This window comes from Nesterenkonia haasae, from assembly GCF_010119385.1.
Lineage (GTDB): Bacteria > Actinomycetota > Actinomycetes > Actinomycetales > Micrococcaceae > Nesterenkonia > Nesterenkonia haasae.
In genome coordinates, this window is sequence record NZ_VFIE01000018.1 from 561,982 (window position 1) to 586,242 (window position 24,261).

Sequence of the window (24,261 nt, forward strand, 5' to 3'; positions counted from 1 at the left end):
TCAGGGGTACGGCTGCCACGGGCGTCGTCGATCGACCGTGCAACCGAATCACTAGGAGGTGTGGCACATGACCACCATCGCCCCCGAAATGGTAGACCTGTATCCGACCCGCCAGGGAGAGAATCGCGTTATCCCGCGACAGGACGACGTCGTTCAGGGTCCAACTGATAAAGGCCCTTTGGATCACCAGACGCTGGAGAGTTTTGACCAGCGCGGATACCTGACAATCGACCAGCTCATCGACGGCGATGAGCTCCAGCTGTTCCGCAATGAGCTCCGACGACTCGCCGAAGACCCTCAGGTCAAGGCTGAGCGGCGCACGGTCGTGGAAGCCGCCTCGAACGAAGTGCGCTCTATCTTCGATATCCACAAGACCAACGATGTCTTCAGAAAGATTGCTCATGACCCGCGCATTGTGGACCGGGCTCGGCAGATCCTCGGCTCGGAGGTATACATCCACCAGAGCCGGATCAACTACAAGCCTGGCTTCGTGGGCAAGGAGTTCACGTGGCACTCCGATTTCGAGACATGGCACGCCGAGGACGGTATGCCAAGGCCCCGCGCAGTGAGCATCTCCATCTCACTGACCGACAACTACTCATTCAACGGGCCGCTGATGATCATGCCGGGCTCTCATAAGCACTACGTCTGCGCTGCTGGTAAGACCCCGGAGAACAACCACGAACAGTCACTCATTATGCAGGGGGCCGGTGTACCGGACCCACAGACTCTGGCTGAATTCGCAGACCGGTTCGGCATCGATGTGCTGGAAGGACCCGCCGGTGGTGCGATCATGTTCGACTCCAACTGCATGCACGCATCCAATGGAAATGTCACGCCCTATCCGCGCTCCAATGTGTTTATCGTCTATAACTCCGTAGAGAACACGCTCGAAGAGCCCTTTGCGGCGCCCAAACGGCGGCCTGAGTTCCTGGCAAGCAGGGACTTCACTCCGGTAGGGAGCTGAGTGGTTTCGCAGAGGGAGCCGCTCCTGACTGATTAGTGCGGGCGCTGGAGGGCGATGATGGCGTTCATGTCGTCGTCAGGTGCAATCTTGTTGCGGTCTCCTGCCCCGCAGGTTGTGCAGCGGTGAATCAAGATGTAACCCTTTTTTCCCGAGTAGTCGACGCCGACCGGTTTCATCGGGCCGCCACATTGGGCGGCCCGATCTCCGGGGAGCTCATCTACATGGCGCGACCATAAGCAGTGCGGGCAGTGATTTCGGTAGCTGCCCCCCGTGTGTCGAGCAATGTCCCCACCACACTGGACGCAGCAGAACCCGGTGTTCTCCGTGCTGCGTCTGCCTAAGCCAGGTTCACCGTTGATGCTCACCTGAATCCTCCGTCGGTGACAGTGGCTCCCCGTCCGCAACCGTCAACGATGATGCTCTCGGTCGTGCTGAGTCGGGGGTGGCTGGGGGTCCGGAGCGCTGAGCCATGGCGGTGGTGTACAGGCAAATGGTGGCCGCAGTCGCAACATTGAGTGATTCGGCCCGGCCGTAGATGGGAATCCCGACCGTATGATCAGCCAGTTGAATTTCGTGTTCGCTGAGCCCATGCGCTTCGTTGCCGAAAAGCCACAGGGTGCGCTCCGCAGGGTTGAACTGTCCGGCGGCGGGTTCTGCTGATCGCAAAGCGGTCAGCGGAGTCTCACCTTCACCAGCCGAAGCCACCACCTGAATACCCTCGCGCTGCACAAGGCGAGCATATTCGTCTGTGTCGACGCCAGTGAAGATCGGTACGTGGAAGTGCGAGCCTGCTCCAGAACGGACCACTTTGGGGGACCATGGGTCCGCTGAGCCGGCAGCGAGCACTACGAGCTCGGCCCCTGCAGCATCAGCGGTCCGGATGATGGTTCCCACATTGCCCGGATCTTGAACCCGAACAACACCTGCTATGAGGGAGACAGGTGAAGCTACCGTAGCTGACTCCAGCGACCGAAAGTCAGCATCTCCGTCGGGGATGCGCGCGACCGCAACTAAACCCTGGGAGGTCTCAGCGTCCCCCATGGCGGCCAGTACTTCCGGTGTCGCTTCGCGGAGAAACGGGCGGGCATCACGCGGCAGATCGATGGTGGGGTCGAAGAGGACTCCCCGCATCCGGTCGAGAAGTGCCTCGACATCCGGGGATCTCTGGACCGCCGCGGCGTCGAAAAACAGTGCATCCAGCTGGGGAAGTCTTGATGTCTCGGAGGTCCCGGGAAGTGCCGCAGCGTCGTCGGGTTCATATCTGGCCAACCAGACTTTCAGCGCCTCCCGCACCGACTGAGGGCCCTCGGCCAGGAATAGGCGCTGCTTCTTCCGTCCGGCTCGGGTGGCTAAAGCAGCGACACGCTTAACGCGCTCACTGCGGGGATTGTCCATGAGATATTCGTCAGTCACCAGGTCATTCTCTCAGGCCCCGGTGCACAATCGGATGGGACGCTGCAGAAGGTCTCCTCCAGAGTCCTATCGGGTCTCGCACAAACACCGGAAATATCGGCTCAGCTGGCACATTCGATGGGATGAAGAGTGGCGCAGGTGCTGGTGTCCCAACGAGCGTGCCATGATCGGGTGTTAACGCAGCGATGCCCGCTTCCCTGAATGGAAGCGGGCATCACAAGTCACCTCAGAAGATCAGGCGTTGGCCTTCGGTGCGTTGACGTCTGAAGGCAGAGCCTTGCGGGCGGTCTCAACCAATGACCCGAAGGCATTCGAATCAGAGACGGCCAGCTCGGCCAGCATCCTGCGGTCGACCTCGACACCGGCAGCCTTCAAACCCTGGATGAAGCGGTTGTAGGTCATGCCGTGAGCGCGGGAAGCAGCATTGATGCGCTGGATCCAGAGACGACGGAAATCGCCTTTGCGCTTCTTGCGGTGCTGGTAGTTATAGGTGTAGCTGTGCAGCAGCTGCTCTTTAGCCTTGCGGTAAAGGCGGGACCGCTGTCCGCGGTAGCCGGAAGCCCGATCAAGGACCTTGCGGCGCTTTTTGTGGGCGTTGAGCGCCCTTTTTACACGTGCCATTACTAATTCTCCTGTGAGCTAAGTCTGTTGTCTTGCAAGATGCCGAGGGCTCAGAGGCCCAGCATCTTCTTAATGCGTGATTCGTCGGCCTTGGTAACGATCTGGTCAGATGCCAGGCGACGGGTCAGACGCGAAGACTTGTGCTCCAGGTAGTGGCGGCGGTTAGCCTGCTGGCGCTTAATCTTGCCGGAGCCGGTCTGCTTGAATCGCTTTTTGGCTCCGGAGTGAGTCTTGTTCTTCGGCATTGAGCCGCACTCCTTCGGTTCGTTCGGACCTGCAGTGCCTTGGAATGATCGACGGGACAATCACGACGACGGCACAGAGGTGGACAGCCCAACTCATCGGTGATGAGTGGCAGTCCCTTTGTCGTGGGCTGGAGGCACGCTCCAAAAGGGGGCATAGGGCCTCCGGACCCAGCAGTCAATACTAACGGGAAGACCACTGCTGGCCAAAATTTCCAAAGCAGCACCGCCGCGGATATTCCTGCCGGCAGGTCTCTTATGAGACTCCCTGTGACAGGTCTAGACCGATCAGCGGTTCTTGAGCTCGTCCGGGAGGTAGTCCTCCATGGAGTTGGAGAGCGGCTTGACGTCCTTCTGATCGGTGGACATCCGCTTCTGGCGCTCCTGAGTCTTCTGCGCGCGACGTTCGTTCTTGGCTTTGGTCTTGGCCTTGTTGTCTTCATTGTCAGAGACCTCACCGTCACCGGTGGCAGCAGCTTTAGCCTGCTGGGCCTTAGTGCGCAGAGGTCCGACAACCATCACCATGTGCCGGCCGTCTTGGCGAGGGGATGACTCCACCTGACCCAAGTCTGCGACGTCTTCGCTGAACCGCTGAAGGAGCCGCACGCCCATCTCTGGGCGCTGCTGCTCACGTCCTCGGAACTGAATCATCGCTTTGACCTTGTCACCTGCGTCAAGGAAGCGGCGGGCATGACCGACCTTGGTCTGGTAGTCGTGGTCGTCAATCTTCAGCCTGAAGCGGACTTCCTTGAGCGTGGTGGTCGACTGGTTCTTACGGGATTCACGGGCCTTAACGGCGGCCTCGTACTTCCACTTGCCAAAGTCCATCAGTTTGCAGACGGGCGGCTTGGCCTGCGGAGCAACCTCGACCAGATCAAGATCAGCTTCGCCCGCCAAACGCAGTGCGTCGTCAATCCTGACGATTCCCACTTGCTCCCCTTGGGGCCCAACGAGGCGGACTTCTGGAACTCGGATACGGCTGTTGATGCGTGGTTCGCTGATCTGTCTTGCTCCTGATTCGATGAGTTACTCTATGAGGCCGATGTTTAGGCACGCGCTGGCGCGGTTCAAATCGACTGTGAGAATCTTATCAGTATGACTAGTGACCAGAACACCCCGGATCTGCCAATGACGCCGGATGATGAAATTGCCTCACTGACCGGCACCCATACCCGGGACATTGCTGAGGTACCCGCCGTTGAACTGATCAACACCGTGGCTGTGCACCTGATGAGCGCCGCGGCGGTGAAGACTGGTCTGGCAGAAGGGCCAGACGCCAAGGAACTCCAGGACCTCGATGAAGCCCGGAAACTCATTACGGCGCTTGCCGGTTTGGTCACCGCAGCGGCACCGGAGGTCGGTTCTACCCACGCTGCTCCGCTGCGCGACGGTGTTCGCTCTCTGCAGCTGGCGTTCCGCGAAGCCTCCATCATCGCTGACGCTCCTGGCAAGGGTCCCGGGGAGAAGTGGACGGGTGCGGTGACCTGAGTCCGCATTTCCACACTTCGCTCCAACCCCAGTGAACGGACGAAGTTGCTAACTCTGCGCTGTATCGAGCCACTGCGCCGTGGGCTTGATGAATAGCAAAACCAATGCCGCGGCCGCCGGTATGAGGAAGATCAGTCCAGTCAGGAGCTCGCCGCCAGCAAAGAAGCTGAACGAAAGCACCACAATCAGCAGTTGAAGGACCATTGCCGGCGTCCGCGCTGACGGCGCCCCGGAAAAGATCTTGAATCCCAACAGCACCAGAACCGCACCTGTAAGTATGTAGAGCACGGTCAGCGCGATAGTGCCAGCCGTGTCCAGTACCTGTGCGTCTGAGCTGACGGCAGCCACGAGAGTACCCAGAATGATGACAGCACCCTGGCAGAACAAGATCACGTAGATGGTCCACACCGTAGCTGGGCGTGGCGGTCTGACGGACGGCAACTCTGACATGGGGACTATTCAATCATCTGCTGCGGAACGCTGGCTCTGAAAGTTTCAGTAAAGCCGAGCGCCCCACCCTCCGTGTGGAGAGCGGGGCGCTCGGCTTTACTGATCGTGCTACTCCTGGTCAGCTGGCCCTGCGTGCTCGGGCCGCGCGGCGCTTGAGTGCGCGCCGCTCGTCCTCCGACATTCCTCCCCAGACACCGGCGTCCTGACCGGTGTCCAGTGCCCATTGAAGGCAGGTGTCCATCACGGGGCAGCGCCGACACACGCTCTTAGCTTCTTCAATCTGAAGAAGAGCGGGGCCGGTGTTGCCGACGGGGAAGAAGAGCTCGGGATCTTTGTCCAGACAAGCTGCTCGGCTGCGCCAATCCATGGCGATCACTACTCCTTGTGCCTGACAACGTAGTACGCCACAGGCAGGTCTTGGATGCTTTAGTATTTAAGGCTGGCATGTTACGGCCAGGCAAACAAGACCTCTCAGTAGGTGAATTTTGCGAAACGCTGTGTGATTGATCACTTTTGTCCACACATGAGGGTCGCCCCATCGACCATTCTGGAGCCAATGGCTGGTCACCTCCCTAGCCAAGAATCGGGGCTCGCAGGACGACCCGAGTTCCGGGACGATCGACATTCTTCGCTTGTCCGGGCAACCACTCGATGGCGCCGGAAAGTTCGCCGCGTACCAACGTTCGAACGATTTGGAGTCCCAAGCCCGGTTCCCACTCACCTTCGGGGATGCCGATCCCGTCGTCGGTGAGTTCGATCTCGAGCCGCTGACGCCCGGCCGCGTCTGTAGGGCGGTTGACGCTCAGCGTCACCCGCAGGCGCTCCTCAGGCGGAAAGTTGGGAAGACCGTGTTCCACGGCGTTGGCCACCACTTCTGTGATAACCAGCACCAGTGGTGTCACCATATGGGGTGGAAGCTGGCCGAAGCTGCCTTCCAGACGCGTCTCCGCTGTGCGGTCGGATTGGGCCATCTCCGCAGCCAGATGAAGCTGCCGCCGCATCAGCTCATCAACGTCTACGCTCTCCTCCAATCCCTGGGCGAGCGAATCGTGAACCATAGCTATAGTTTCCACCCGGCGCATTGCACGCCTAAGTCCGTCGCGACCCTCAGAAGAGTCCATTCGCCGGGACTGCATTCGCAGCAGCGCGGAGACAGTCTGGAGGTTGTTCTTCACCCGGTGGTGAATTTCCTTAATAGTCGCGTCTTTGCTCATCAGCTGCTTATCTCTGCGGCGAAGCTCGGTCACATCGCGGCAGAGAACCAGGGCTGCGAATCGCTCCCCTCCTTGGAACAGCGGAATGGACCGCAGAGTGACGGCTGCTCCATGAGCCTCAAGCTCTGCGCGCATCGCTCTGCGCCCGGTGAGCATCAGCGGTTGAGACTCGTCGACGGCGACTCCCGTTGCTCGTTGGAGCTCAGCGCCGATGCCCGCAAGCGATCTGCCTTCGAGGGCGTCCTGCACGCCCAGCCGCAGGAGCGCTGAAACGGCATTCGGACTGGCGAAGGTGATTTTTCCGTCCATGTCGAGGCGGAGCAACCCATCCCCCACACGAGGGGCGCCCGAGTAGCCGGTGAACTCTTGTGAGGCATCCGGCCACGCGCCTTCGGCAACCATAGTGAGCAGGTCGGCCGCGCAGCGCCGGTAGGTGAGTTCCATGCGAGATGGAGTGCGCAGAGCAGCTACGGAGAAGTGCAGTGTGATCACCGCGACTGTCCTCCCGGCACGCACTAAGGGAATGGCGGTGACGCGCATCCGCGCTGGTGAGGGCTGGCCCTGGTCTGAGGAGTTGGTTTCTACCTGGGCCACCCAGGCGCGTTCGACCATGCGCCGCAGGTCAGCCCTGATTCGGTCACCGACCACATCTCGGTGGACGAGTGTCTGGGTCGTTGAGGGCCTTGCCTGGGCCAGCGCCACATAGGAGCGGCCTTCCGATTCGACAACACCATCATCGGTGCTCGGAAACCACAGCACGAGGTCCGAGAACGCCAGATCGGACAACAGCTGCCAGTCACCGACCAGAGCGTGCAACCACTCAATGTCCTTGCGAGTGAGGTGCCGGTTGTTGTCTAGCCGTTCACTGAGAACATCGACTCCCACGGTTACGCGCCGACAAGCCCGCGTAGATGACGCAGCAATACGGTGATCGATGCCATAGAGAATTCGTGTTCACGCACTTCTGCGGAGAGGCGTTCCGCACGCTCCAACGCCGAGGCATTAGCCTGTTTCCATTCTTCCAACCGCTGCTGTGGGGCCTGCTGGCCCGTGGTGGTGAGAATAGACTGGGTGATCTCGTGGAGCGCGAAGTACAGCTCGTCCCGCTGTGCACCACGGGCGAGTGCCTGCCACTTGTCTTCTCTGGGCAGGTTAGTGATGTGGTTCAACAACGAATCGACGTCGAACTCGGCGTAGACGGCGTAATAGACCTCAGCCACCACACGTGAGTCCATATGGTTGCTGCGTGCCAAAGCGGCAATGTCCAGCAGTGAGAACGATTCGAACAGTTCGGCGTACCAGGCTGCCAGCTCTTCGCCCATACCCAGCTGGAGGACTTCCTCATTCCGGGCTGCCACGCGTTCAGCGTCTGGGCCGTACAGCAGACCGTGCAGCTGCCGGTACAACGGCGCCATCTGCTCTTGGTAGGAAGCGATGTCGTTCTCCAAGGAATCACTCTCGACCCCGTGGGTCACCAGCCAGCGCACAGCGCGGTCCAGAAGTCGGCGCATATCTACATACGCCTCAGCCCAGGATGAGGTGGGGAAGTCCACTGGGAGGCGGCGGAGGGCGGCGTCGAACTCTTCAAGATCGAACAGTTCACGGGCAATGAGGAAGGCCCGCACGACTTGATGCGGAGATGCGAACGTTTCCTCAACAGTGCGGAAGACGAAAGTGGAGCCAGCCATGTTGATCACATCATTAGCCACATCGTTGGCGATGATTCGATCTGCCAGCGGATGCTGAGGCAGCTGGTCAGCGAACTGTGAGGTGAGCTGAGTGGGGAAGTAGTCTTCCAGAATACGGCGCAACCAGGGGTCCTTGGGCAGGCCTGAGGCGGACAGGGCAGCCTTGAGATGGATCTTTGCATAGGCGGCCAGCACGGCGATCTCTGGTGCGGTCAGCGGCGGCACACCATCATCCAGCCTCTGGTGCATGTCCTGATCAGTAGGGAGCACTTCCAGCTCGCGATCCAATCCGGCGTTGAGCTCAAGCCAGCCGATGAGCCGACCGAAGCTCGGGGACCATTCGGTGAGTCGGTGCCGTTCGGCGAGCAGCAGCACGTTTTGGTCCTCATTTGTCTGCAGAACAAGTTCGGCGACGTCCTCTGTCATGTCCTCCAGCAGCCCGTTACGCGCCTCTGGCTCCAGCCGCCCTGATGAGACCAAGGACTCCAGGAGAATCTTGATGTTGACCTCGTGATCCGAACAGTCGACGCCGGCGGAGTTGTCAATGGCATCAGTGTTGATCAGCACTCCGCGCTGGGCGGCCTCGATCCGACCTGCCTGAGTCAGGCCTAGGTTGCCGCCTTCGGCGATCACCTTCGCTCTCACGTCCGCACCGTTGATACGGATACCGTTATTGGCGCGGTCGCCCACATCTTCGTGGGACTCGTCCTCAGCCTTGATATAGGTCCCAATGCCCCCGTTGTAGAGAAGGTCCACGGGTGCTTTCAGCAGAGCGGCAATCAGCTCCGGTGGGGTGAGCTGGTCGGAGGAGATACCAAACCTGTTCTTCATCTCGGGGCTGATCTCGACACTGCGCACGTCACGCGAAAAGACTCCCCCACCGGCTGAGATCAGCTCTGGGTCGTAGGCGTCCCAGCCAGATTTCTGCGCATCAAAAAGTCGCTTACGCTCAACAAACGACCGTTGAGGGTCTGGGTCCGGGTCAATGAAGATATGCAGATGGTTGAAGGCCGCCACCAATCGAATGTGCTCCGACAGGAGCATTCCGTTGCCCATCACATCGCCGCCCATATCACCGACGCCGATGACTGTGAAGTCCTCCGTCTGGGTGTCATGGCCGAGTGTTTTGAAGTGGGATTTAACCGACTCCCAGGCGCCCCGTGCGGTGATGCCCATCGCCTTGTGGTCGTAACCGACCGACCCTCCGGAGGCGAAAGCATCGCCCAACCAATGTCCGTACTCATTGCTTATCGCGTTGGCCGTATCGGAGAATGCAGCAGTGCCTTTGTCTGCGGCGACAACCAAGTAGGGATCGTCGCCGTCGTGCCTCACCACGTTCTCCGGCGGCACCACTGTCATCGTGCCGTCGCTGATCACCTGATTGTCTGTCACGTCCAGCAACGCCCTAATGAATGTCATATATGCATCACGACCGGCCTCGAACCAGGCTGACCGGTCCTCTGCCGGATCAGGCAGCTGCTTAGGGTAGAACCCACCTTTGGCTCCCGATGGCACGATCACCGCATTCTTGACCATTTGGGCTTTGACCAGTCCCAGAACCTCGGTGCGAAAGTCTTCCGATCGGTCCGACCAGCGCAGACCTCCGCGTGCGATCCTTTCAAACCGCAGGTGCGAGCCCTCCACGGTGGGTGAGTACACCCAGATTTCGTGTGCCGGACGCGGCGCCGGTGCAGCGTCAATCGACTGTGGTCTGAGCTTCAGCGCTACCCAGTCCCTGCCCTGATACAGGTTGGTACGGTCTGTGGCTTCTATGAGGTTCAGGAAGGCCGACAGCACCCGGTCAGCGTCCAGAGTCTTGACCGATTCCAGGGCATCCTGGACCTGCTTGTAACACGCCTGAACCGCCTCTTCACGACCCGAATCAAGATTGGGATCGAACTTGGCCGTAAACAGCGCGATGAGGGCGCGAGCGACCTCCGGGTTGGCTAACAACGCATCTGCGAGGAAGTCGTAGGAGTTCGGCATGCCCAACTGGCGCATGTACTTGGCGTAGGCACGCAGAACAGTCACCCTGCGAATGTCCATGTGCAGGTGCAGCACCAAGCGAGAGAATTCATCGGATTCGACCCGTCCGATGAGCACCTGGTGGTACGCCTCCTTGAACAGCTCACTGGTCCCGTAGGGGTCGACGCCTGCCGGATAGCAGATGCCCAAGTCGTAGAGATAACAGGTGGCTCCGTCGGCCGTGACGATCGTGTATGCCCGCTCGTCCAACAACTCCAGGCCGAAGTCGTCAATGATGGGCAGCGTGTCGGTGAGAGTCTTAGCGTCCGTCAAGTAGAGCTTGAGGCGCATATCCGCCGGATCGTCCTGGTCGGGTGCGTAGAAGTACAGGCGCGGTCCAGCCTCAGGCTGAGCCTGCAGCGTCTCAAACTCCGCGGCGTCGTGCAGTGCGTCGGGGACTTCGTATACCGCACGGTACTCAGGGGGAAATGCTTCACCCCAACGGTTCGAAATGCGGTCGGCGTGAGCCGGTGTGTACCGGGCCGAAGCCTCCTGGGAGATACCCTCACCCCAAGACCGAACAGCCCGCGCCAGCCTCGCCTCGAGGTCCTCGACGCTGATGCTGATTTCTTCTGCTCCAGGCTTCAGCCTCATGCGGAAGAACACCCGAGCCAGCACTGAATCGGACAGACGAACCGTGAAGTCGATGGACTCTGCATCAATATGCGCCATCAGCTCATCTTCGGTACGCCGCCGCGTATGGGTGTTGTACCGATCCCTGGGCATGTACAGCAGCGCCGTCATAAACCGGCCGTAGTGGTCCTGCCGAAGGAAGAGCTTGATGCGCCTACGCTCCTGTAGCTGGAGGATCTGCCACGCAACCTCTTCCACTTCGGCGATATCCATCTGCATGAGCTCATTGCGCGGATAGGTTTCCAGAATCTGCAGCAGGTCCGCGCCGGAGTGGGAGTCAGGGCTGAAACCCGAACGGGCTAGAAGCTGCTTAGCCCGGGCCCGCACCAGTGGAATGGTGGAAATGGACTGGGTGTATGCCCGTTGACTGAAGAGTCCCAGGAATCGGCGCTCACCAGTGACTCGGCCATCCTCATTGAAAGTCTTGACCGCCACATAGTCCATATAGGTGCGTCGGCGCACAGTGGAGCGCGAATTAGCTTTGGTGATCACCAACGCTTGGGGCTGCAAGGCGCGAGCACGGCCAGCCGAAGAGAGTTCCGAGGAGCTGCGCGAACGCGGAACTCCTCCCACGTCGGCGAGTATTCCCAGTCCTGTGCCAGGCACGGGCTCTAGCCGAGCGTGGATCCCCTCCTCGTCTTGCCAGCTCTCCGCTGTGGGTGGTTCACCGGAGTCGTCCTGCTCGTCCCCCCTGAAGGTCAGGGAGTACTCCCTATAGCCGAGGAAAAGGAAATTTCCCTGGCCCATCCATTCAACGAACTCCGCAGACTCGTCCCGGTCCATCACCCCGTCGAGTCTGCGTATTGTTGCCGCTGCACGGTGGGCCTGTGCCGTCATTCGCTCTTGGTCGCGGTGGCTGGCCCGCACATCATCGAGGACGCTGTTGAGTCCGGCGACAAGTGTCTCTGCGGCTTCGTCATCGAGGATGCGGTCCAGTTCCACAGTGATCCAGGACTCGACCTCAACGCGGTCCTGCTCATCGATGAATGCGGCCAGGCTGGGGAGTGCTTGCGTGTCTCCAGAAGACAGGGACCTTCCCTGTGTGGGCAACGACTGCACCGCTTTCAGCCGGGCGTCGCGTGTGCTGCGCTTAGTCAGGAGGATGGGGTGCACCACAAGGGCAATAGCGTGTCCGCATCTGGTGACCTCACTGGTGACCGAATCCACCAGGTAGGGCATGTCATCGGTGGTGACCTGCACCACGCTGCGGTGTTCGGCACGCACCACCGCAACTGCCGGCCGGGCACTTCTGCGGGAATCGGCCAATCGCACATGGCTCTCGACCCGGTGCAGGCGGGCCGGCATGTCGATCGCAGCCAAGTCCTCCTGGGCGATATGAGCAAAATAGGCTTCCGCGAGCGCCTCAAACTGATCGTCGTCACGTGTCCAGAGTGTGGTGGGCTGCTCTGCCATCGCCTAGTGTCTTCTCCCTTGAAGTTTTAATAAAGCACTAGTCAGCCTATCGCTCGTTGATAGCCCCAGGAACCCCCGTGGAAAGTTCGGCAGGTCGCCGCCTGCGGGACCTCCTTCCGGAGACGGCGGAACGGCCAAACCGACGACGACGCCCCCGCACTTCGATTCCTGCCAAGGCGGCGATCTGCCTACGCAACACCGAGTCGCTGGCAGACTCAGCGAGAACTTGGCCCGACCGCAGGGCGGCGTCGCAGACTGCAGGCTCCCAGGGAAGGAACGCAGCGATCGGGCTCTGCTGCCCAAGCTCCAGCCACGCGTCTGTCAATTGCCTGCGCGGTGAGCGTCCAACCACATCTTTCCGGAGCTTGTTGACCACCACCTGCGGAGGAGGTGCCTGCGGTAGGTCTTCGCCCAGGTGTTGAACGGCTTTAATCAGGCGGGAGAAACCAACGGGGTCCGGTGATCCGACTGCCAGGACCTGATCAGCTGAACTGAGCACGGTCTGGGTCGCGCTGTTGCGCTGGACCGCGGGCTGTTCGTAGCCCCACTCTTGGTCTGCGCCGATCTCGGAGGCGCAGTCAACCACCACGTGATCGTAGCGACTGCGGCACATCGAGAGCACTTTCTCAAATGCCCGGGGACGGAGCTCAGTCCAGCGGTGCGACCTTGGCAGACCGGTCAACACATCACAGCGTGCATGGGCCACGTCAACTCCTGCTGTGGCTCGCAACAGGATCTCAGAGTCCAGGCTGCCGAATTCGGCGGCACGGCACACTTGAGCGATACCAGCAGACTCTTCGATAAGGCCCAGCTGAACGGCAGCCGAGGCGGCATAGGTATCTGCGTCGATCAACAGCACTGCTCTGCCGCTCAGCGCCAATTCAGCGGCCAGGTTCACCGCCAGGGTGGTCCTACCCGGAGCTCCGGAAGGACCCCAGACGGCGGTGACTCCCCCAGAGAAGCCGGTGCGGGGGTCCACACTGTGCTCTTCGCGTCCCTCCGGGAGTGCCAGCCCTTGGGCTTCAATCAGGGCAGCGAATTCCGCGTCCTCAGTGGCTACGCCGTGGAGCGGATCCTCCAGCTGAGGGGATCGTTCTGACTGCAGGGCGCGGGCCAAAACTGATGCCGCTACGTCGTCATTGAAGGTGGACAGTCCCAGCTGAGCGAGTCGGTGGCGCTCGGTTTGCAGCTCAGATATCGCCACAATCGTGGAGATATCCCGGAGGAGCTCGCTGATGGTTGATTCGGTCAGTTCCTCAGTTGCTCCGATAATGAGCGCCGCATCGGCCCTGCCGGTCCGCGCAGCAGCCACAACCTCGGCAAGGTCGGCACAGCGCCGGTCAATGGTGACCTCACTGTGCAGCCGCTCAAGTGCGGCCACATGGTCTGCCGCGATTCGACCGCTGGTGATGACAGCACAGCGCGCCATCAGTCGGCCTGCGCGCTTGCGGTGGGAAGGACCGTCAGGGCATCACCGGCTCCGAAGGCAGCAAGTAGGTCGGTGACTTCATCAGGGCCAACTAGCAGCTCGACGGTGACACCGCTGCTGGCGCCGAATGCTGAACTCGACTCACGAATATCTGTCACCTCTGCCGCGGCGGCTAATATATTCACCTCGCCCTGCCCCTGCTGCGTCGAGTACCCCGAGGCCGCCCAGACATCTACACGGCGGCCTGGCTGAACTGACCGCGCCAGATCGTGCTGAATCTCAACCGTGACTGCCTGACGCTGCTGCGAATCTACCGAAGCTAATGCAGCTGATGGCAGTAGCTCTCCTTCCGTCAGAGGCCGGATCAATTCGACATCTGAGGGCAGGTCCGCTTCAGCGGAGAGGTAATGCTCGGCGGCGGCGTCGAGCTGGACGTGGACGACTCGAAGATCGTCGGTCTCGAGCGGCGTCCCGCTGCTCAGCTCACGATCTGCAGCGTAAACCGGGACTGTACGATCTTGAGCGTTGACGAGCAGAATGACACCCACCACGGCTGCGACGATGAGCACAATTCCGACCAGCAGGCGTGGATCCCGCCAGGTGGGCCTACGCATACGCCGTGCGGGTGAGGGCTGCGGGGCATTCCCCGCCGGGGTCGGGTCGGTAAGCTCTGAGCCTCCGGATGCATAGCCCAACGTGGCCACTATCCACTCCTGATGGAAAATCTGATTCAGTTTCGACGCAAGTATTCAGATGCTAACCAATAAATGCACCTGTGGCGAGGCACGCCGCATGACGGAATGCTTGATTCTGTCATCGAGGATGCCACAATAGAAACAAATGACAGCAAACGTCAAGTAAGGGGCTAGAATGCGAACGTTCCTCACCCTGCCAGATGTTGCAGAAGCTCTGAATATCTCCATGTCACAGACTCGCGCTTTGATCCAGCGCGGAGACTTGGAAGGCATCCAAATCGGAGGGCGCGGACAGTGGCGCGTGGAAGAATCAAAACTCGATGAATACATCGAACGGCTCTACGCTGAGCAGCGCCAGGCCCGCGCGGAGCAGAACACTTCCTGATCTTCCTCAGCCTCGAGCGCTGCACACAGCAGTGATCGCAGCCAGCGGTACGGTTCTGATGACCTGGGGAGAACCCTGGGGACGAACATCAAGAAAATCGCGGCCTACCCCAAGCAATACTCCCTCGGCAAGCACACCAGTTGTGCAACGGACCACAACATGCTGGCGCGCATCAGCAAGCGCCCGCAGCGGCGATGTAATTCTTAGCCTTCTCTGGGTCTGACTGGTCTGAGTCTGGGCTCGACGTGTCAATCCTGACAGCATGTCTACCGCTGCCACCGGTATGAGCCACTGGTGCCCGACTCCTGCCCCCGCGAGCCAGTCACTGCCGACCGCACTGACTTCGACAGTCACAGATTCCCCGCCTCGGAGGCGGAGCGACACTCGTTGACCAGTGTGCCCCCGGATACGGTCCACCAGTTCCACTCGTGACCATTCCAGAGCTATCGCCTCGGCCATACTAGTTTCGAAATCTTCTTGACGCCGCGCTGATGCCTGTGTCTCCAGATCCGCAAAAAGGGCATCCCACCGCATGCGAGCCTCCCCTATCTGAGTGCCGACGGGACCGTTGAGGGCTATTTTATGCCCGGCCCATGGTGCGCACCCTCACATTATGTGTATCATCAGGAAGTACCAAACTGTATCAAATGAAACATAGAGTTCTTATATGAGACCTTTCATTCCTGAACGCCCCTCATCCCTGCCTCCCCGCCACATTGGGTCACCCTCCCGCACCGTGGATGAGCACTCCACAACCGCACGGCCAGGGGACACCCTGTGGACACTCGCCGCAGACCATCTCGGAACCGACGCCACCGACTGGGAGATCGCCCAGGAGTGGCCCCGCTGGCATGAGCACAACCTTGACCGCATAGGACCGGAGCCAGGTGGGCTTCGACCCGGCACGATCCTGCGTATACCTCCCCCACTGTTTCGTTGACTCGCATGTTCTGTCCTCCCGCGCACGATCCGCCGTACAAGAAGGAGCAACCCATGACTGCCCGGAACGTTAGAAGCTCGTCTACGATGGTGCAGAACCTGGCCCCACCCGGCTCGAGTCCGCTGCGCGCCCGGGAACAGCATCTAGGTTCAACCTCCGCGAGTTCGGCGGAGGATAATGATGCTCATCGCCCTCGGTTCCGCATCCAACGGGAAGCTGAGGTACCCCGATTACTCGCATCTATGGGCGCGGATCAGGCACTCTCCGGATCCACCTCACGTCCGACCGATGGGCAGCGACCCGATGAGCTGGCGAACCTTCAGCAGGAGCGGCGGCAGGTGGTGGCGATAGCACGCGTCGTCTGCCAGGCCACAGCAGAGACACTGCTGGGGCTTCGCCCGGTCAGCCAACTCCGAAGGTGGTTGGATATCGAGGTCTATAGCAAGGTGCAAGAACGTGCGGAGATCATGGCCAGACACCGGGTCGGCGCCATGGTACAGCCACGCCCCTTGGCATTTCGCTCCGAACGCACTTGTCAGGCTGCTCCAGGGAGCTGGGAAGTCGCCGTGGTGTTCAGTGACGAACTACGCACTAGGGCATGCGCAATGCGGCTGCAGGCTCACCGGGGCCGCTGGCGGGTGGTTGCCATGGAGCTGGGCTGAGGGAGGGCCTAGTTAGCTGACGTGCCTCTAGGCTCGTTGAGACCAGGCACCTGGATCGACTTACCGGCCGCAGCCGCACGTCCGTCTTTCACCCCAGGCAGGTTGGGCGCCGCCGACTGGGGCGTGAGAGCCTTCACCTCGGCTTGGAACAATTTCCGGACGGACTCTTCTCGGATTTCCTCGGCCATGGCGTGGAAGAGCAGGTAGCCCTCACGCTGATATTCGACCAGAGGGTCGCGCTGCGCCATGGAGCGTAGGCCGATTCCCGACTTCAGGTAATCCATCTCATAGAGGTGGTCCTGCCACTTTTGATCGATCACCGAGAGGAGGACACGGCGTTCCAGCTGCCGCAGTGCTTCCGAGCCAACCTCAGCTTCCTTCTTCTCATAGGCAATCTTGGCGTCCGAGATGATCTCCCGCTTCAGCAGTTTCGTTGAGAGCTGGTCGATACCGCGAGCTTCCTCAATGAGTTCAGCGATCTCCAAAGATATGGGATAAAGATCCCGCAAGTCTTCCCAAAGGCCTTCCAGGTCCCAATCCTCGGATGAGGAGGCGACGGTTTTCTCCTCAATGATCAGCGCCACGGCATCTTCAAGGAAGTGCTGGACTTTCTCATGCACATCGTCACCTTCAAGAATGCGACGGCGGTCTGAGTAGATGGCCTCACGCTGGCGATTCATCACGTCGTCGTACTTCAGAACGTTCTTGCGCTGCTCGGTGTTCTGCGACTCGCGCTGCTGCTGGGCTGAAGCGATTGCACCGGAGACCATTTTGTGTTCCACCGGCACATCGTCGTCCAGCACTGAGGACTGCATCAGCCGCTGGGCGGCCTGCTGGTTGAACAGCCGCATGAGGTTGTCCGTGAGGGAGATGTAGAAACGGGATTCACCGGGATCACCCTGACGCCCGGAACGGCCACGCAGCTGGTTGTCGATTCGGCGCGACTGGTGGCGCTCAGTGCCGAGCACATAGAGGCCCCCAAAGGCTCGCACCTCTTCGGCTTCGGCCTCTGTCTCAGCTTTGGTCTGCGCAAAGACGTCATCCCACTTCGCTTCGTACTCTTCAACATCCTCTTCGGGATCGAGTCCAAGCTTCTCCATCTCGCGCACTGCCTTGAACTCGGCGTTGCCACCGAGCATGATGTCGGTTCCGCGCCCGGCCATATTCGTGGCTACTGTGACAGCGCCTTTGTGCCCAGCCTGGGCGACGATAGCAGCCTCACGTTCGTGGTTCTTTGCGTTGAGCACTTCATGCCGAATACCTTGTTTTGCTAGGAGCTTGGAAAGATACTCCGACTTCTCCACGGACTCCGTGCCCACCAACATCGGCTGACCCTTGCGGTGACGCTCGGTGATGTCTTTAACGACGGCGTCGAACTTCACGAGTTCATTCCGGTAGACCACGTCATTGTGATCTGTCCGCTGCCGGGGCTTATTCGGCGGAATCGGCACCACGCCCAGCTTGTATGTGGACATGAACTCCGCAGCCTCAGTTTCCGCGGTGCCAGTCATACCTGAGATCTTCTTGTACTGCCGGAAGTAATTCTGCAGAGTGACGGTCGCCCGGGTCTGATTTTCGGGCTTAATGCGGACTTCCTCCTTGGCTTCGATAGCCTGGTGGAGCCCTTCGTTGTAGCGTCGGCCCTTGAGGATTCGACCGGTGTGCTCATCAACGATGTGCACTTCGTTGTCCACCACCACATAGTCCGTATCCCGCTTGTACAGTTCCTTGGCGCGAATAGCGTTGTTGAGGTACTGGATCAGGGTCGTGTTCTGGGTCTCGTAGAGGTTCTCAATCCCGAGATAGTCTTCGACCTTGTCGATCCCGGATTCCAAAACTCCGACTGTGCGCTTCTTCTCGTCGACTTCGTAGTCTTCGTCGTTGGTCAGCGTCTTGACCAGCTTGGCGAAGTCGGTATACCACCGGGAAATGTCCCCACTGGCGGCACCGGAGATGATCAGAGGTGTACGCGCTTCGTCAATGAGAATGGAGTCGATTTCGTCAATGATCGCGTAGTGATGCCCTCGTTGGACCAAATCATCCAGAGACTGCGCCATATTGTCGCGAAGGAAGTCGAAGCCAAACTCGTTGTTGGTGCCATAGGTGATGTCTGCGGCATATGCTTCTCTGCGCTGCGCTGACTTGAGATTGTTGACGATCACACCGGTCGTCAAACCCAGGAAACGGTAAACACGTCCCATCAGCTCAGCCTGGTACTTTGCCAGATAGTCGTTGACCGTCACCACATGGACACCCTGACCAGTCAGTGCGTTCAGGTAGGCGGGGGCCGTGGCCACAAGGGTCTTGCCCTCACCGGTTCCCATTTCGGCAATATTGCCCAGGTGGAGGGCTGCACCACCCATGATCTGCACGTCATAGTGACGCTGCCCGAGGGTACGGCCAGCAGCCTCGCGGACTGCGGCGAAAGTCTCCGGGAGCATGGAGTCGAGTGACTCCCCGTCCGCCAACCGCTCTTTGAAGCGTTCCGTCTCCTGGCGCAGCTCTGCGTCGGAGAGCTCCTTGAACTCATCCTCTAGCAAGTTCACCGCGTCGGCATAGCCGCGCAGCTTCTTGAGGATCTTCTTCTCCCCAGTCTTGAGGACTTTTTCGAGCAGGGTGGGCATAAGTGCGTCGATCTCCGTCAGGGTTTCTACAGCGTCAGCTATACAGTCTATGCCCGCGAACCTCTCCCGGCTAACCTGCGGGTACCTGCCACAGAACTGACGGAGCCCCCTTCCGTGTCAGAAGGAGGCTCCGTGTCAGTCCTGTCACAGGGCTGGCCGAGAAGACTCAGGCAGCGTTGACGTGGGAAAGCGTCGTTCCTTGGGATGCGCGGTAAGCACGCTCTTCGGTGTTCGTCTCCGCAGTCTGGCCCGTCGGGTCAAGAGAAATTACACCGTAGGTCCACCCACGCCGGCGGTACACAGCGGAGGGCTGTTCCGTCTCAGCGTCGAGGTACAGATAGAAATCATGGCCTAGGAGCTCCATCGCGTCGACTGCAGCATCGACACTCATGGGCTTGGCAGGAAAGACCTTTCGGCGAATGCGTATCGGTTCATCCCACTCATCGGTCTCGGGAGGCACATCATCGACGGCCTCTGCATCCAGAACCTGCTCGTAAAGCGGACGGTCCGGATCCACCGGGGTGAGCCCTGCCAGGGCTTGACCCACGGACTGTGCAGGATGGCCCAACGTGCCGTTGCTGCGAGTCTTGGACTTTTTCTTGTCTCGGACGCGGCGGAGACGCTCACACAGTTTGTCCCAGGCAATTTCGAAGGCAGCGAACTTCTCTTCCGCCTGGGCCTCAGATCGAATGATCTTTCCCCGTCCAATGAGAGTCAGTTCCACAGTGATTGAGGTTTCGGCGCGGCGATGCGCGCTTTCACTGGACACCTTGACCTCAAGTCGCTGTCCTTTGTCCGAGAGCTGCTCCACCTTGTCGAGTTTGGACTCGAGGTGCTCCTTGAACGCTGACGGGATGGTGATGTTGCGTCCGGTATAGGTGGTCTGCAGAGTCATGATGGTCCTCCCTGACGTCCGTCCTGCGGTTGGCGCAACGACGGTTAAGGACTCCTTTGAGAGCCCACCGTCGCTGCGATGGGTCTCTTCATCTAAACACCCATACTTCACCGTATGCCTTGTCTGCCGGTTACGGAAGTGCTCACCTCAGATTCGCCGCTGATAAGGACGTATCCTGGGCTTTTCCCGCTCGCGGAGTGACTGCCAGAACTGCGGCTCCGCGCACATGCACCCCAGCTTCGGTCAAGGCTGCGTACATACCGTGAAGCGTGGCTCCAGTGGTCAGTACGTCATCGACCAGGAGCGCCTCCCGTCCGACTAAGCTCCGGGGGACCCCAGCAGCCATAGTGAACTGCGCCACCGCAGCGCGCCGACCCCCTTTCGAGCGACCTTTTTGTCCACGGCGGCCAGTCACGGACAGCATCCCGCCAGACTTCCGCCGCAGCACGGCCCCGGCAGGTTCCAAGCCGGCCGGAAGCGCAGCCGCTGTCACCAGCTCCTCCACGGGGCTGCGACCTCGTCGCAACTGAGCCCGTGCAGAGGTCGGCGGCCACACGAGCAGGGGGTCTGCAGTCGAGAGCGTTCTTTCCGCAGCTGCGCGAACGGACCGGGCCAGGGCAGGCGCTAAGACGCGTTTGAGTCCAACTCGCTCATGATCTTTGAAAGCTACGACGACGTCGGCGACCAGAGTCTTGTAGAAACCAGCACTAGTCACCGGCAGCACCTGAACTCCTGCATCATCCACATCCGTGACGGGAAGCGCCTCGGCTGCTCCCTCGGCCCGGAAAGGGCAACGAGTCAGTAGCCGGATATCTATTGAGCACTCCGCACAGAGGTCCGCACCTGCGGCACCACAGCCGACACACCAGGTGGGCAGGATCAGATCAGCAGCCTGCTTGACGGCACGCCGGGTTGAGCGGCCCGCGGACGAAAACCAGAGACGGTCCACACCAGAGCTGAACCGCTGTGGTGGACCCGTCATAGTCCAAGCATGACGCGAAGCCTTGCATCACGCCAGAGACTTGAGTTGAGTGTGGAAAACCCGGTCAGCCGGAGTAGCTGAGATCGCGCACATCATCATCGATCTCGTCTTGACTCATACCGCGGTCCCCCACAATCTGGTGGACCCCAGAACCCGCCTGTTCGAAGTAGATCGGGCGGTCCTCTCCTACTGAGACGTTGAGGACTGCGGTGAGTCCTTCAGACGGCGGGTCGGCTGCGCCAGAGACGTTGATGCGCTGCATGCGGCGAGTCTCAATCTCGTCTTCATCCGGGTCATAGGGTTTCCAGACCAGCACCTCATCGTTGTCTGACCAGCGCACCTCCTCCAGTTCGACCTCATCCTGGTCATGGTGGAGGCGCTGGTGCTGCTCCAGACCCCACGGAACACCCGTGGCGCCGTCTCTCTGTACTGAAGCGATGTAGAGGCTGCGCACCCCGGCGTCGTCCAGGATCAGCGCAGCCCGGGTACCGTCTTGAGAGATCCGTAGGGAGGTGACCTCACGGCCTTGGATGAAATCGGCCGTCACGGCCACTGAGCTGGCGTCTTCATCCTGGTAATTGAAGGCACGGACGGTGGGGTCGCCCTCATCATTGGTGGTCACAGTCCATGTCCACCCGAAGTTGTCCATGGAGGGGCGTGGCATATTCTCGGACTCGACCAGAAGCTCAGGCTCGTCGGAGTCGGCCCGCACGTGGTAGAGCGCATCTAGGTCTCCCGACATCACGGCAATGACCTCTCCCTCAGCCTCTGTGGAGACTGCCGGGAACCGCGGCTCAATGTCGCTGAGGTCTGGCATGCCCGCAACTCGGGAGGTGTCGGTGTTGCGCTGCCAGACCAACTCGTCTCCCTGAATGCCGATCTGGCGTTCCAGAGCCCTTGGTCGAGTCTCAATCTGGAGGGCCTGCCCCTCGGGCAGTTCGGGGATTTCTACTTCGGCCCCGCCCACCGTCAGCCTCACCTCCCGCACTAGAGTCAACTGGTGCAAAGCCATGGACAACTGGTTATGCATTAGCGCGATCTCACGGTCGGAAGCTCCGGCGGTCACGGAAGGCTCCAGATCCACTGTCGCAATTCCGTCAGAGACCGGTACCGCCGGAGTGCCCAGACTGTCCCCTTCGTCGAACGCCGAGATGACCCCTGGGGCAAGCCAGGGCGCAGGGCCCCGCAGAAGGAGATCAGTCAGCTCGGTCGATTGTCCAGAGAGGTTGATCAGCCAACGGACGTCGGGAACCGCGAACCGCTCCTGAGGATCGTAGAAATACAAGGTGAATTCATCGTATGCACTGTTGAATGCACCAGAGTCGAGAATCTTGCCATCTGGTGCACTGCTGATGCGCCACTCCCCGTCCACCTCCTCAACTTCGAAGGTTTGGCTGGTGGGTTCATCGGGGCGAGCCATAATACCGTCGGTGTCGACACGGGCATCCATCGTCAGTTGGACGTTGTACACCTCATCTCCAGCGGCGTCCACGCTCATATTTCCCTCGGTGTAGACCAGGGTCTGTGTCCACGGATCCCAGGTTTCGGAGAACTCCTCGGTCAAGTACTCGCGGGCAACCTCATGGTCGTCGTCGGGCCGCGCCCCGGCCTGCAGGAAACCTTGAATGATGTCCTCTGGGCTGGCCCCAGTCTCCGGTGGCTCCACAACCACGCCAGAGTCGCGACGGGACTCGGCAGGGGCCTCCGCGGTTCCTACATCACCATCGGTGGGTAAGGTCGGCGTGCAGGCTGTGACCACGAATATGGTCGCCAGCAGCAGACCGACCCACCGCATCAGCGTGGCGCGCATCAGGTGCCACCGTCCTTGTACAGCGCCTGCTCGTTGACCCGGTCATAAGCCTGTTCAACCGCCACCATGTCAGCATCGGCACTGATCCGGTTGCGCTGGTCAACACCATACGTGGGGGGCAGCGCCAATGGCGTGATCCCGTAGGGGGTGCCCTGGACGCGAGGCAGGACCAGGCGGAAGCAGGAGCCCTGGCCGGTTTGTCCCCACGCGTCGAGACTTCCCTGGTGAAGGCGGATATCCTCGGTAGCGATCGACAGACCCAGCCCGGAGCCACCCGTTGTGCGCGCCCGCGCAGGATCGGCTCTCCAGAAGCGGTCGAAGACATGGGCCACCTGGTCCGGGGACATACCTACACCATAGTCCCGCACCGCAATGGCGACGGCTGTCGTATTTGCGGAAATGATCAGGTCAACCGGCTGACCCTCGGAGTGCTCAATGGCGTTGTTGACCAGGTTCCGAAGGATGCGGTTGATCCGGCGCCGGTCCACCTCGGCGATGTAGCTCTCGACGTCATCCGGCACGACCATGTTCAGCTCCGCTCCGGCTCGGTCGGCCAGGGGGACTGCCTCGGTGAGTACATCCTCGGCCAGAGCCCAGAGGTCCACCTCGGACAGCGCCAACTCCGCAGCTCCGGCATCGAAGCGGGACATCTCCAGCAAGTCCGCCAGCAACGCCTGGAACCGCTCCACCTGGTGGTGCAGCAACTCGGTGGAGCGCTGGCTGACCGGATCGAACTCATCACGGGACTCATACAACATGCTCGCAGCCATGCTGACGGTGGTCAGCGGAGTGCGCAACTCGTGGGAGACATCGGAGACGAATCGCTGCTGCATCTTGGAGAGGTGGGCCAGCTGGGTGATCTGCTCCTGCAGTGTTGACGCCATCCGGTTGAATGACACTCCCAGTCTGGCGATCTCGTCCTCACCGACGACCGCCAGCCGCTGGTCCAATTGACCATCTGCAATACGCTCGGAGACCTGGGCGGCCTGTGATACCGGTTTGACCACCGACCGAGCCACCCACGCTGCGATAAGCACGTTCATGACAAGTATTGCCGCGACCGCTACGAGGAAGACACGGAAGACGAAGTTCACGTTCTCCTGAACAGATGAGAAGTCGTAGACAAAGAACAGTCCGTAGGGAGGTCCGGTTGGCAGCGAAATGCTGATCCCGAACGCGACGCCGGGGACCTCAGTGCCGTCCTCATCCACAATGCCCACCGGCTGCCAATGCTGACTGTCGGGACCGCTAACCAGGACGGCCTCACGCAGTTCGTCGCTGATCACATCCTGCGAAATATCAGGAGTGGACCGTGGCGTGACGGGGAGATTCTCAGCATCTTCGAGGGGGATAAGGACACTTTCACGGATCAGCCCCGAGGAACCGCCCAGACTTTCGAAGATCTCTGGGACTCGCTCTTCCAGGTTCGCCGGTTCCGACGTTTCAATGGCCCCGAAGGAGCTTCGCGCTTCGGACAACCCTGCCGTAGCCTCTGCTTCGACCTGATCGAGCCGTTCCTGGTAAAGACCGGTGGTGACCTGCTGCACCAAGAAGTATGCAATGAGCGCTGAACCGACCAGCGTGATGATGCCAGTCAGGACCATGGCTCTCGCCATGAGCGACCGTGCCCAAAATTTGGACAATCTGGTCACACGCCGCCCGAACGTCACTTTGGGCGCTGCGGC

Annotated in this window: 22 protein-coding genes; 5 read left to right on the forward strand and 17 right to left on the reverse strand. The window is 60.4% G+C overall.

Annotated features, from left to right (window positions below):
• The first annotated feature begins 67 nt into the window (after positions 1 to 67).
• Positions 68 to 967, forward strand: coding sequence for an ectoine hydroxylase (gene thpD, locus FH975_RS06050; RefSeq protein ID WP_153078167.1), 900 nt, complete (start codon positions 68 to 70; stop codon positions 965 to 967).
• Positions 968 to 999: 32 nt separating this feature from the next.
• On the opposite strand, the gene FH975_RS06055 is transcribed toward thpD, so the two are convergent.
• From FH975_RS06055 to infC, 5 genes are all read right to left on the reverse strand, one after another.
• Positions 1,000 to 1,332, reverse strand: a complete 333-nt coding sequence (locus FH975_RS06055) for an RNHCP domain-containing protein (protein ID WP_202923036.1) — start codon at positions 1,330 to 1,332, stop codon at positions 1,000 to 1,002.
• On the reverse strand, positions 1,316 to 2,380 hold the full coding sequence (locus tag FH975_RS06060; RefSeq protein WP_328821795.1) for a TrmH family RNA methyltransferase: 1,065 nt from the start codon (positions 2,378 to 2,380) through the stop codon (positions 1,316 to 1,318). Before FH975_RS06060 ends, FH975_RS06055 begins: the two co-directional genes overlap by 17 nt.
• Before the next feature lie 234 nt (positions 2,381 to 2,614).
• Complete coding sequence (gene rplT, locus FH975_RS06065; RefSeq protein ID WP_153078165.1) at positions 2,615 to 3,001, reverse strand: 50S ribosomal protein L20; 387 nt, start codon at positions 2,999 to 3,001, stop codon at positions 2,615 to 2,617.
• Between the two features lie 50 nt (positions 3,002 to 3,051).
• The gene (gene rpmI, locus FH975_RS06070; protein ID WP_119903029.1) at positions 3,052 to 3,246 is read right to left on the reverse strand and encodes a 50S ribosomal protein L35; all 195 of its coding nucleotides are present in this window, start codon (positions 3,244 to 3,246) and stop codon (positions 3,052 to 3,054) included.
• A 285-nt stretch (positions 3,247 to 3,531) separates the two neighbouring features.
• Entirely contained in the window at positions 3,532 to 4,266 is a 735-nt protein-coding gene (infC, locus tag FH975_RS06075; RefSeq protein WP_328821802.1) for a translation initiation factor IF-3, read from the reverse strand.
• A gap of 105 nt (positions 4,267 to 4,371) precedes the next feature.
• On the opposite strand from infC, the gene FH975_RS06080 reads away from it, so the two are divergent.
• Positions 4,372 to 4,731, forward strand: coding sequence for a DUF1844 domain-containing protein (locus tag FH975_RS06080; RefSeq protein ID WP_153078261.1), 360 nt, complete (start codon positions 4,372 to 4,374; stop codon positions 4,729 to 4,731).
• Between the two features lie 48 nt (positions 4,732 to 4,779).
• Here the strand turns inward: FH975_RS06080 and FH975_RS06085 are convergent, their stop codons facing one another.
• From FH975_RS06085 to FH975_RS06110, 6 genes are all read right to left on the reverse strand, one after another.
• Positions 4,780 to 5,181 carry a hypothetical protein gene (locus FH975_RS06085; protein ID WP_162320505.1) on the reverse strand — a complete coding sequence of 134 codons (402 nt, stop codon included), beginning with the start codon at positions 5,179 to 5,181 and terminating at the stop codon, positions 4,780 to 4,782.
• A gap of 118 nt (positions 5,182 to 5,299) precedes the next feature.
• On the reverse strand, positions 5,300 to 5,548 hold the full coding sequence (locus tag FH975_RS06090; protein ID WP_028463811.1) for a WhiB family transcriptional regulator: 249 nt from the start codon (positions 5,546 to 5,548) through the stop codon (positions 5,300 to 5,302).
• A gap of 205 nt (positions 5,549 to 5,753) precedes the next feature.
• The gene (locus FH975_RS06095; protein ID WP_162320506.1) at positions 5,754 to 7,280 is read right to left on the reverse strand and encodes a sensor histidine kinase; all 1,527 of its coding nucleotides are present in this window, start codon (positions 7,278 to 7,280) and stop codon (positions 5,754 to 5,756) included.
• Between the two features lie 2 nt (positions 7,281 to 7,282).
• Complete coding sequence (locus FH975_RS06100) at positions 7,283 to 12,154, reverse strand: NAD-glutamate dehydrogenase (RefSeq protein WP_162320507.1); 4,872 nt, start codon at positions 12,152 to 12,154, stop codon at positions 7,283 to 7,285.
• A 46-nt stretch (positions 12,155 to 12,200) separates the two neighbouring features.
• A complete protein-coding gene (locus FH975_RS06105; RefSeq protein ID WP_162320508.1) occupies positions 12,201 to 13,583 on the reverse strand; it encodes an AAA family ATPase in 1,383 nt (460 codons plus the stop codon).
• Entirely contained in the window at positions 13,583 to 14,287 is a 705-nt protein-coding gene (locus tag FH975_RS06110; protein WP_162320509.1) for a CpaB family protein, read from the reverse strand. The genes FH975_RS06105 and FH975_RS06110 overlap by 1 nt, the downstream gene beginning before the upstream one ends.
• Before the next feature lie 166 nt (positions 14,288 to 14,453).
• Between FH975_RS06110 and FH975_RS06115 the strand changes: the two genes are divergently transcribed.
• Positions 14,454 to 14,663, forward strand: coding sequence for a helix-turn-helix domain-containing protein (locus FH975_RS06115; protein ID WP_153078158.1), 210 nt, complete (start codon positions 14,454 to 14,456; stop codon positions 14,661 to 14,663).
• A gap of 6 nt (positions 14,664 to 14,669) precedes the next feature.
• On the opposite strand, the gene FH975_RS06120 is transcribed toward FH975_RS06115, so the two are convergent.
• Complete coding sequence (locus tag FH975_RS06120) at positions 14,670 to 15,197, reverse strand: hypothetical protein (RefSeq protein WP_162320510.1); 528 nt, start codon at positions 15,195 to 15,197, stop codon at positions 14,670 to 14,672.
• A 133-nt stretch (positions 15,198 to 15,330) separates the two neighbouring features.
• Here FH975_RS06120 and FH975_RS06125 point away from each other — a divergent pair, with 133 nt between their 5' ends.
• Together FH975_RS06125 and FH975_RS06130 are read left to right on the forward strand one after the other, a co-directional pair.
• Positions 15,331 to 15,603 carry a LysM peptidoglycan-binding domain-containing protein gene (locus FH975_RS06125; RefSeq protein WP_162320511.1) on the forward strand — a complete coding sequence of 91 codons (273 nt, stop codon included), beginning with the start codon at positions 15,331 to 15,333 and terminating at the stop codon, positions 15,601 to 15,603.
• Between the two features lie 53 nt (positions 15,604 to 15,656).
• The gene (locus FH975_RS06130; RefSeq protein ID WP_162320512.1) at positions 15,657 to 16,265 is read left to right on the forward strand and encodes an Rv3235 family protein; all 609 of its coding nucleotides are present in this window, start codon (positions 15,657 to 15,659) and stop codon (positions 16,263 to 16,265) included.
• A gap of 8 nt (positions 16,266 to 16,273) precedes the next feature.
• Here FH975_RS06130 and secA read toward each other — a convergent pair whose 3' ends face one another.
• The 5 genes from secA to mtrB form a co-directional block, all read right to left on the reverse strand.
• Positions 16,274 to 18,889, reverse strand: a complete 2,616-nt coding sequence (gene secA, locus FH975_RS06135) for a preprotein translocase subunit SecA (protein ID WP_162320513.1) — start codon at positions 18,887 to 18,889, stop codon at positions 16,274 to 16,276.
• A gap of 166 nt (positions 18,890 to 19,055) precedes the next feature.
• A complete protein-coding gene (gene hpf / locus FH975_RS06140) occupies positions 19,056 to 19,784 on the reverse strand; it encodes a ribosome hibernation-promoting factor, HPF/YfiA family (RefSeq protein WP_153078153.1) in 729 nt (242 codons plus the stop codon).
• 142 nt (positions 19,785 to 19,926) lie between these two features.
• Entirely contained in the window at positions 19,927 to 20,766 is an 840-nt protein-coding gene (locus FH975_RS06145; protein WP_162320514.1) for a ComF family protein, read from the reverse strand.
• A gap of 64 nt (positions 20,767 to 20,830) precedes the next feature.
• The gene (locus FH975_RS06150; protein ID WP_162320515.1) at positions 20,831 to 22,576 is read right to left on the reverse strand and encodes an LpqB family beta-propeller domain-containing protein; all 1,746 of its coding nucleotides are present in this window, start codon (positions 22,574 to 22,576) and stop codon (positions 20,831 to 20,833) included.
• Complete coding sequence (gene mtrB / locus FH975_RS06155) at positions 22,576 to 24,246, reverse strand: MtrAB system histidine kinase MtrB (RefSeq protein WP_328821796.1); 1,671 nt, start codon at positions 24,244 to 24,246, stop codon at positions 22,576 to 22,578. The genes FH975_RS06150 and mtrB overlap by 1 nt, the downstream gene beginning before the upstream one ends.
• Between the last annotated feature and the right edge of the window lie 15 nt (positions 24,247 to 24,261).

Bases quoted from the DNA above. Each gene is read 5' to 3' on its own strand.
- thpD (WP_153078167.1), top strand. From the start codon at position 68: ATGACCACCATCGCCCCCGAAATGGTAGACCTGTATCCGACCCGCCAG.
- rplT (WP_153078165.1), bottom strand. From the start codon at position 3,001: ATGGCACGTGTAAAAAGGGCGCTCAACGCCCACAAAAAGCGCCGCAAG.
- rpmI (WP_119903029.1), bottom strand. From the start codon at position 3,246: ATGCCGAAGAACAAGACTCACTCCGGAGCCAAAAAGCGATTCAAGCAG.
- FH975_RS06080 (WP_153078261.1), top strand. From the start codon at position 4,372: ATGACGCCGGATGATGAAATTGCCTCACTGACCGGCACCCATACCCGG.
- FH975_RS06085 (WP_162320505.1), bottom strand. From the start codon at position 5,181: ATGTCAGAGTTGCCGTCCGTCAGACCGCCACGCCCAGCTACGGTGTGG.
- FH975_RS06090 (WP_028463811.1), bottom strand. From the start codon at position 5,548: ATGGATTGGCGCAGCCGAGCAGCTTGTCTGGACAAAGATCCCGAGCTC.
- FH975_RS06100 (WP_162320507.1), bottom strand. From the start codon at position 12,154: ATGGCAGAGCAGCCCACCACACTCTGGACACGTGACGACGATCAGTTT.
- FH975_RS06105 (WP_162320508.1), bottom strand. From the start codon at position 13,583: ATGGCGCGCTGTGCTGTCATCACCAGCGGTCGAATCGCGGCAGACCAT.
- FH975_RS06115 (WP_153078158.1), top strand. From the start codon at position 14,454: ATGCGAACGTTCCTCACCCTGCCAGATGTTGCAGAAGCTCTGAATATC.
- FH975_RS06120 (WP_162320510.1), bottom strand. From the start codon at position 15,197: ATGCGGTGGGATGCCCTTTTTGCGGATCTGGAGACACAGGCATCAGCG.
- FH975_RS06125 (WP_162320511.1), top strand. From the start codon at position 15,331: ATGAGACCTTTCATTCCTGAACGCCCCTCATCCCTGCCTCCCCGCCAC.
- FH975_RS06130 (WP_162320512.1), top strand. From the start codon at position 15,657: ATGACTGCCCGGAACGTTAGAAGCTCGTCTACGATGGTGCAGAACCTG.
- secA (WP_162320513.1), bottom strand. From the start codon at position 18,889: ATGCCCACCCTGCTCGAAAAAGTCCTCAAGACTGGGGAGAAGAAGATC.
- hpf (WP_153078153.1), bottom strand. From the start codon at position 19,784: ATGACTCTGCAGACCACCTATACCGGACGCAACATCACCATCCCGTCA.
- FH975_RS06145 (WP_162320514.1), bottom strand. From the start codon at position 20,766: ATGACGGGTCCACCACAGCGGTTCAGCTCTGGTGTGGACCGTCTCTGG.
- FH975_RS06150 (WP_162320515.1), bottom strand. From the start codon at position 22,576: ATGCGCGCCACGCTGATGCGGTGGGTCGGTCTGCTGCTGGCGACCATA.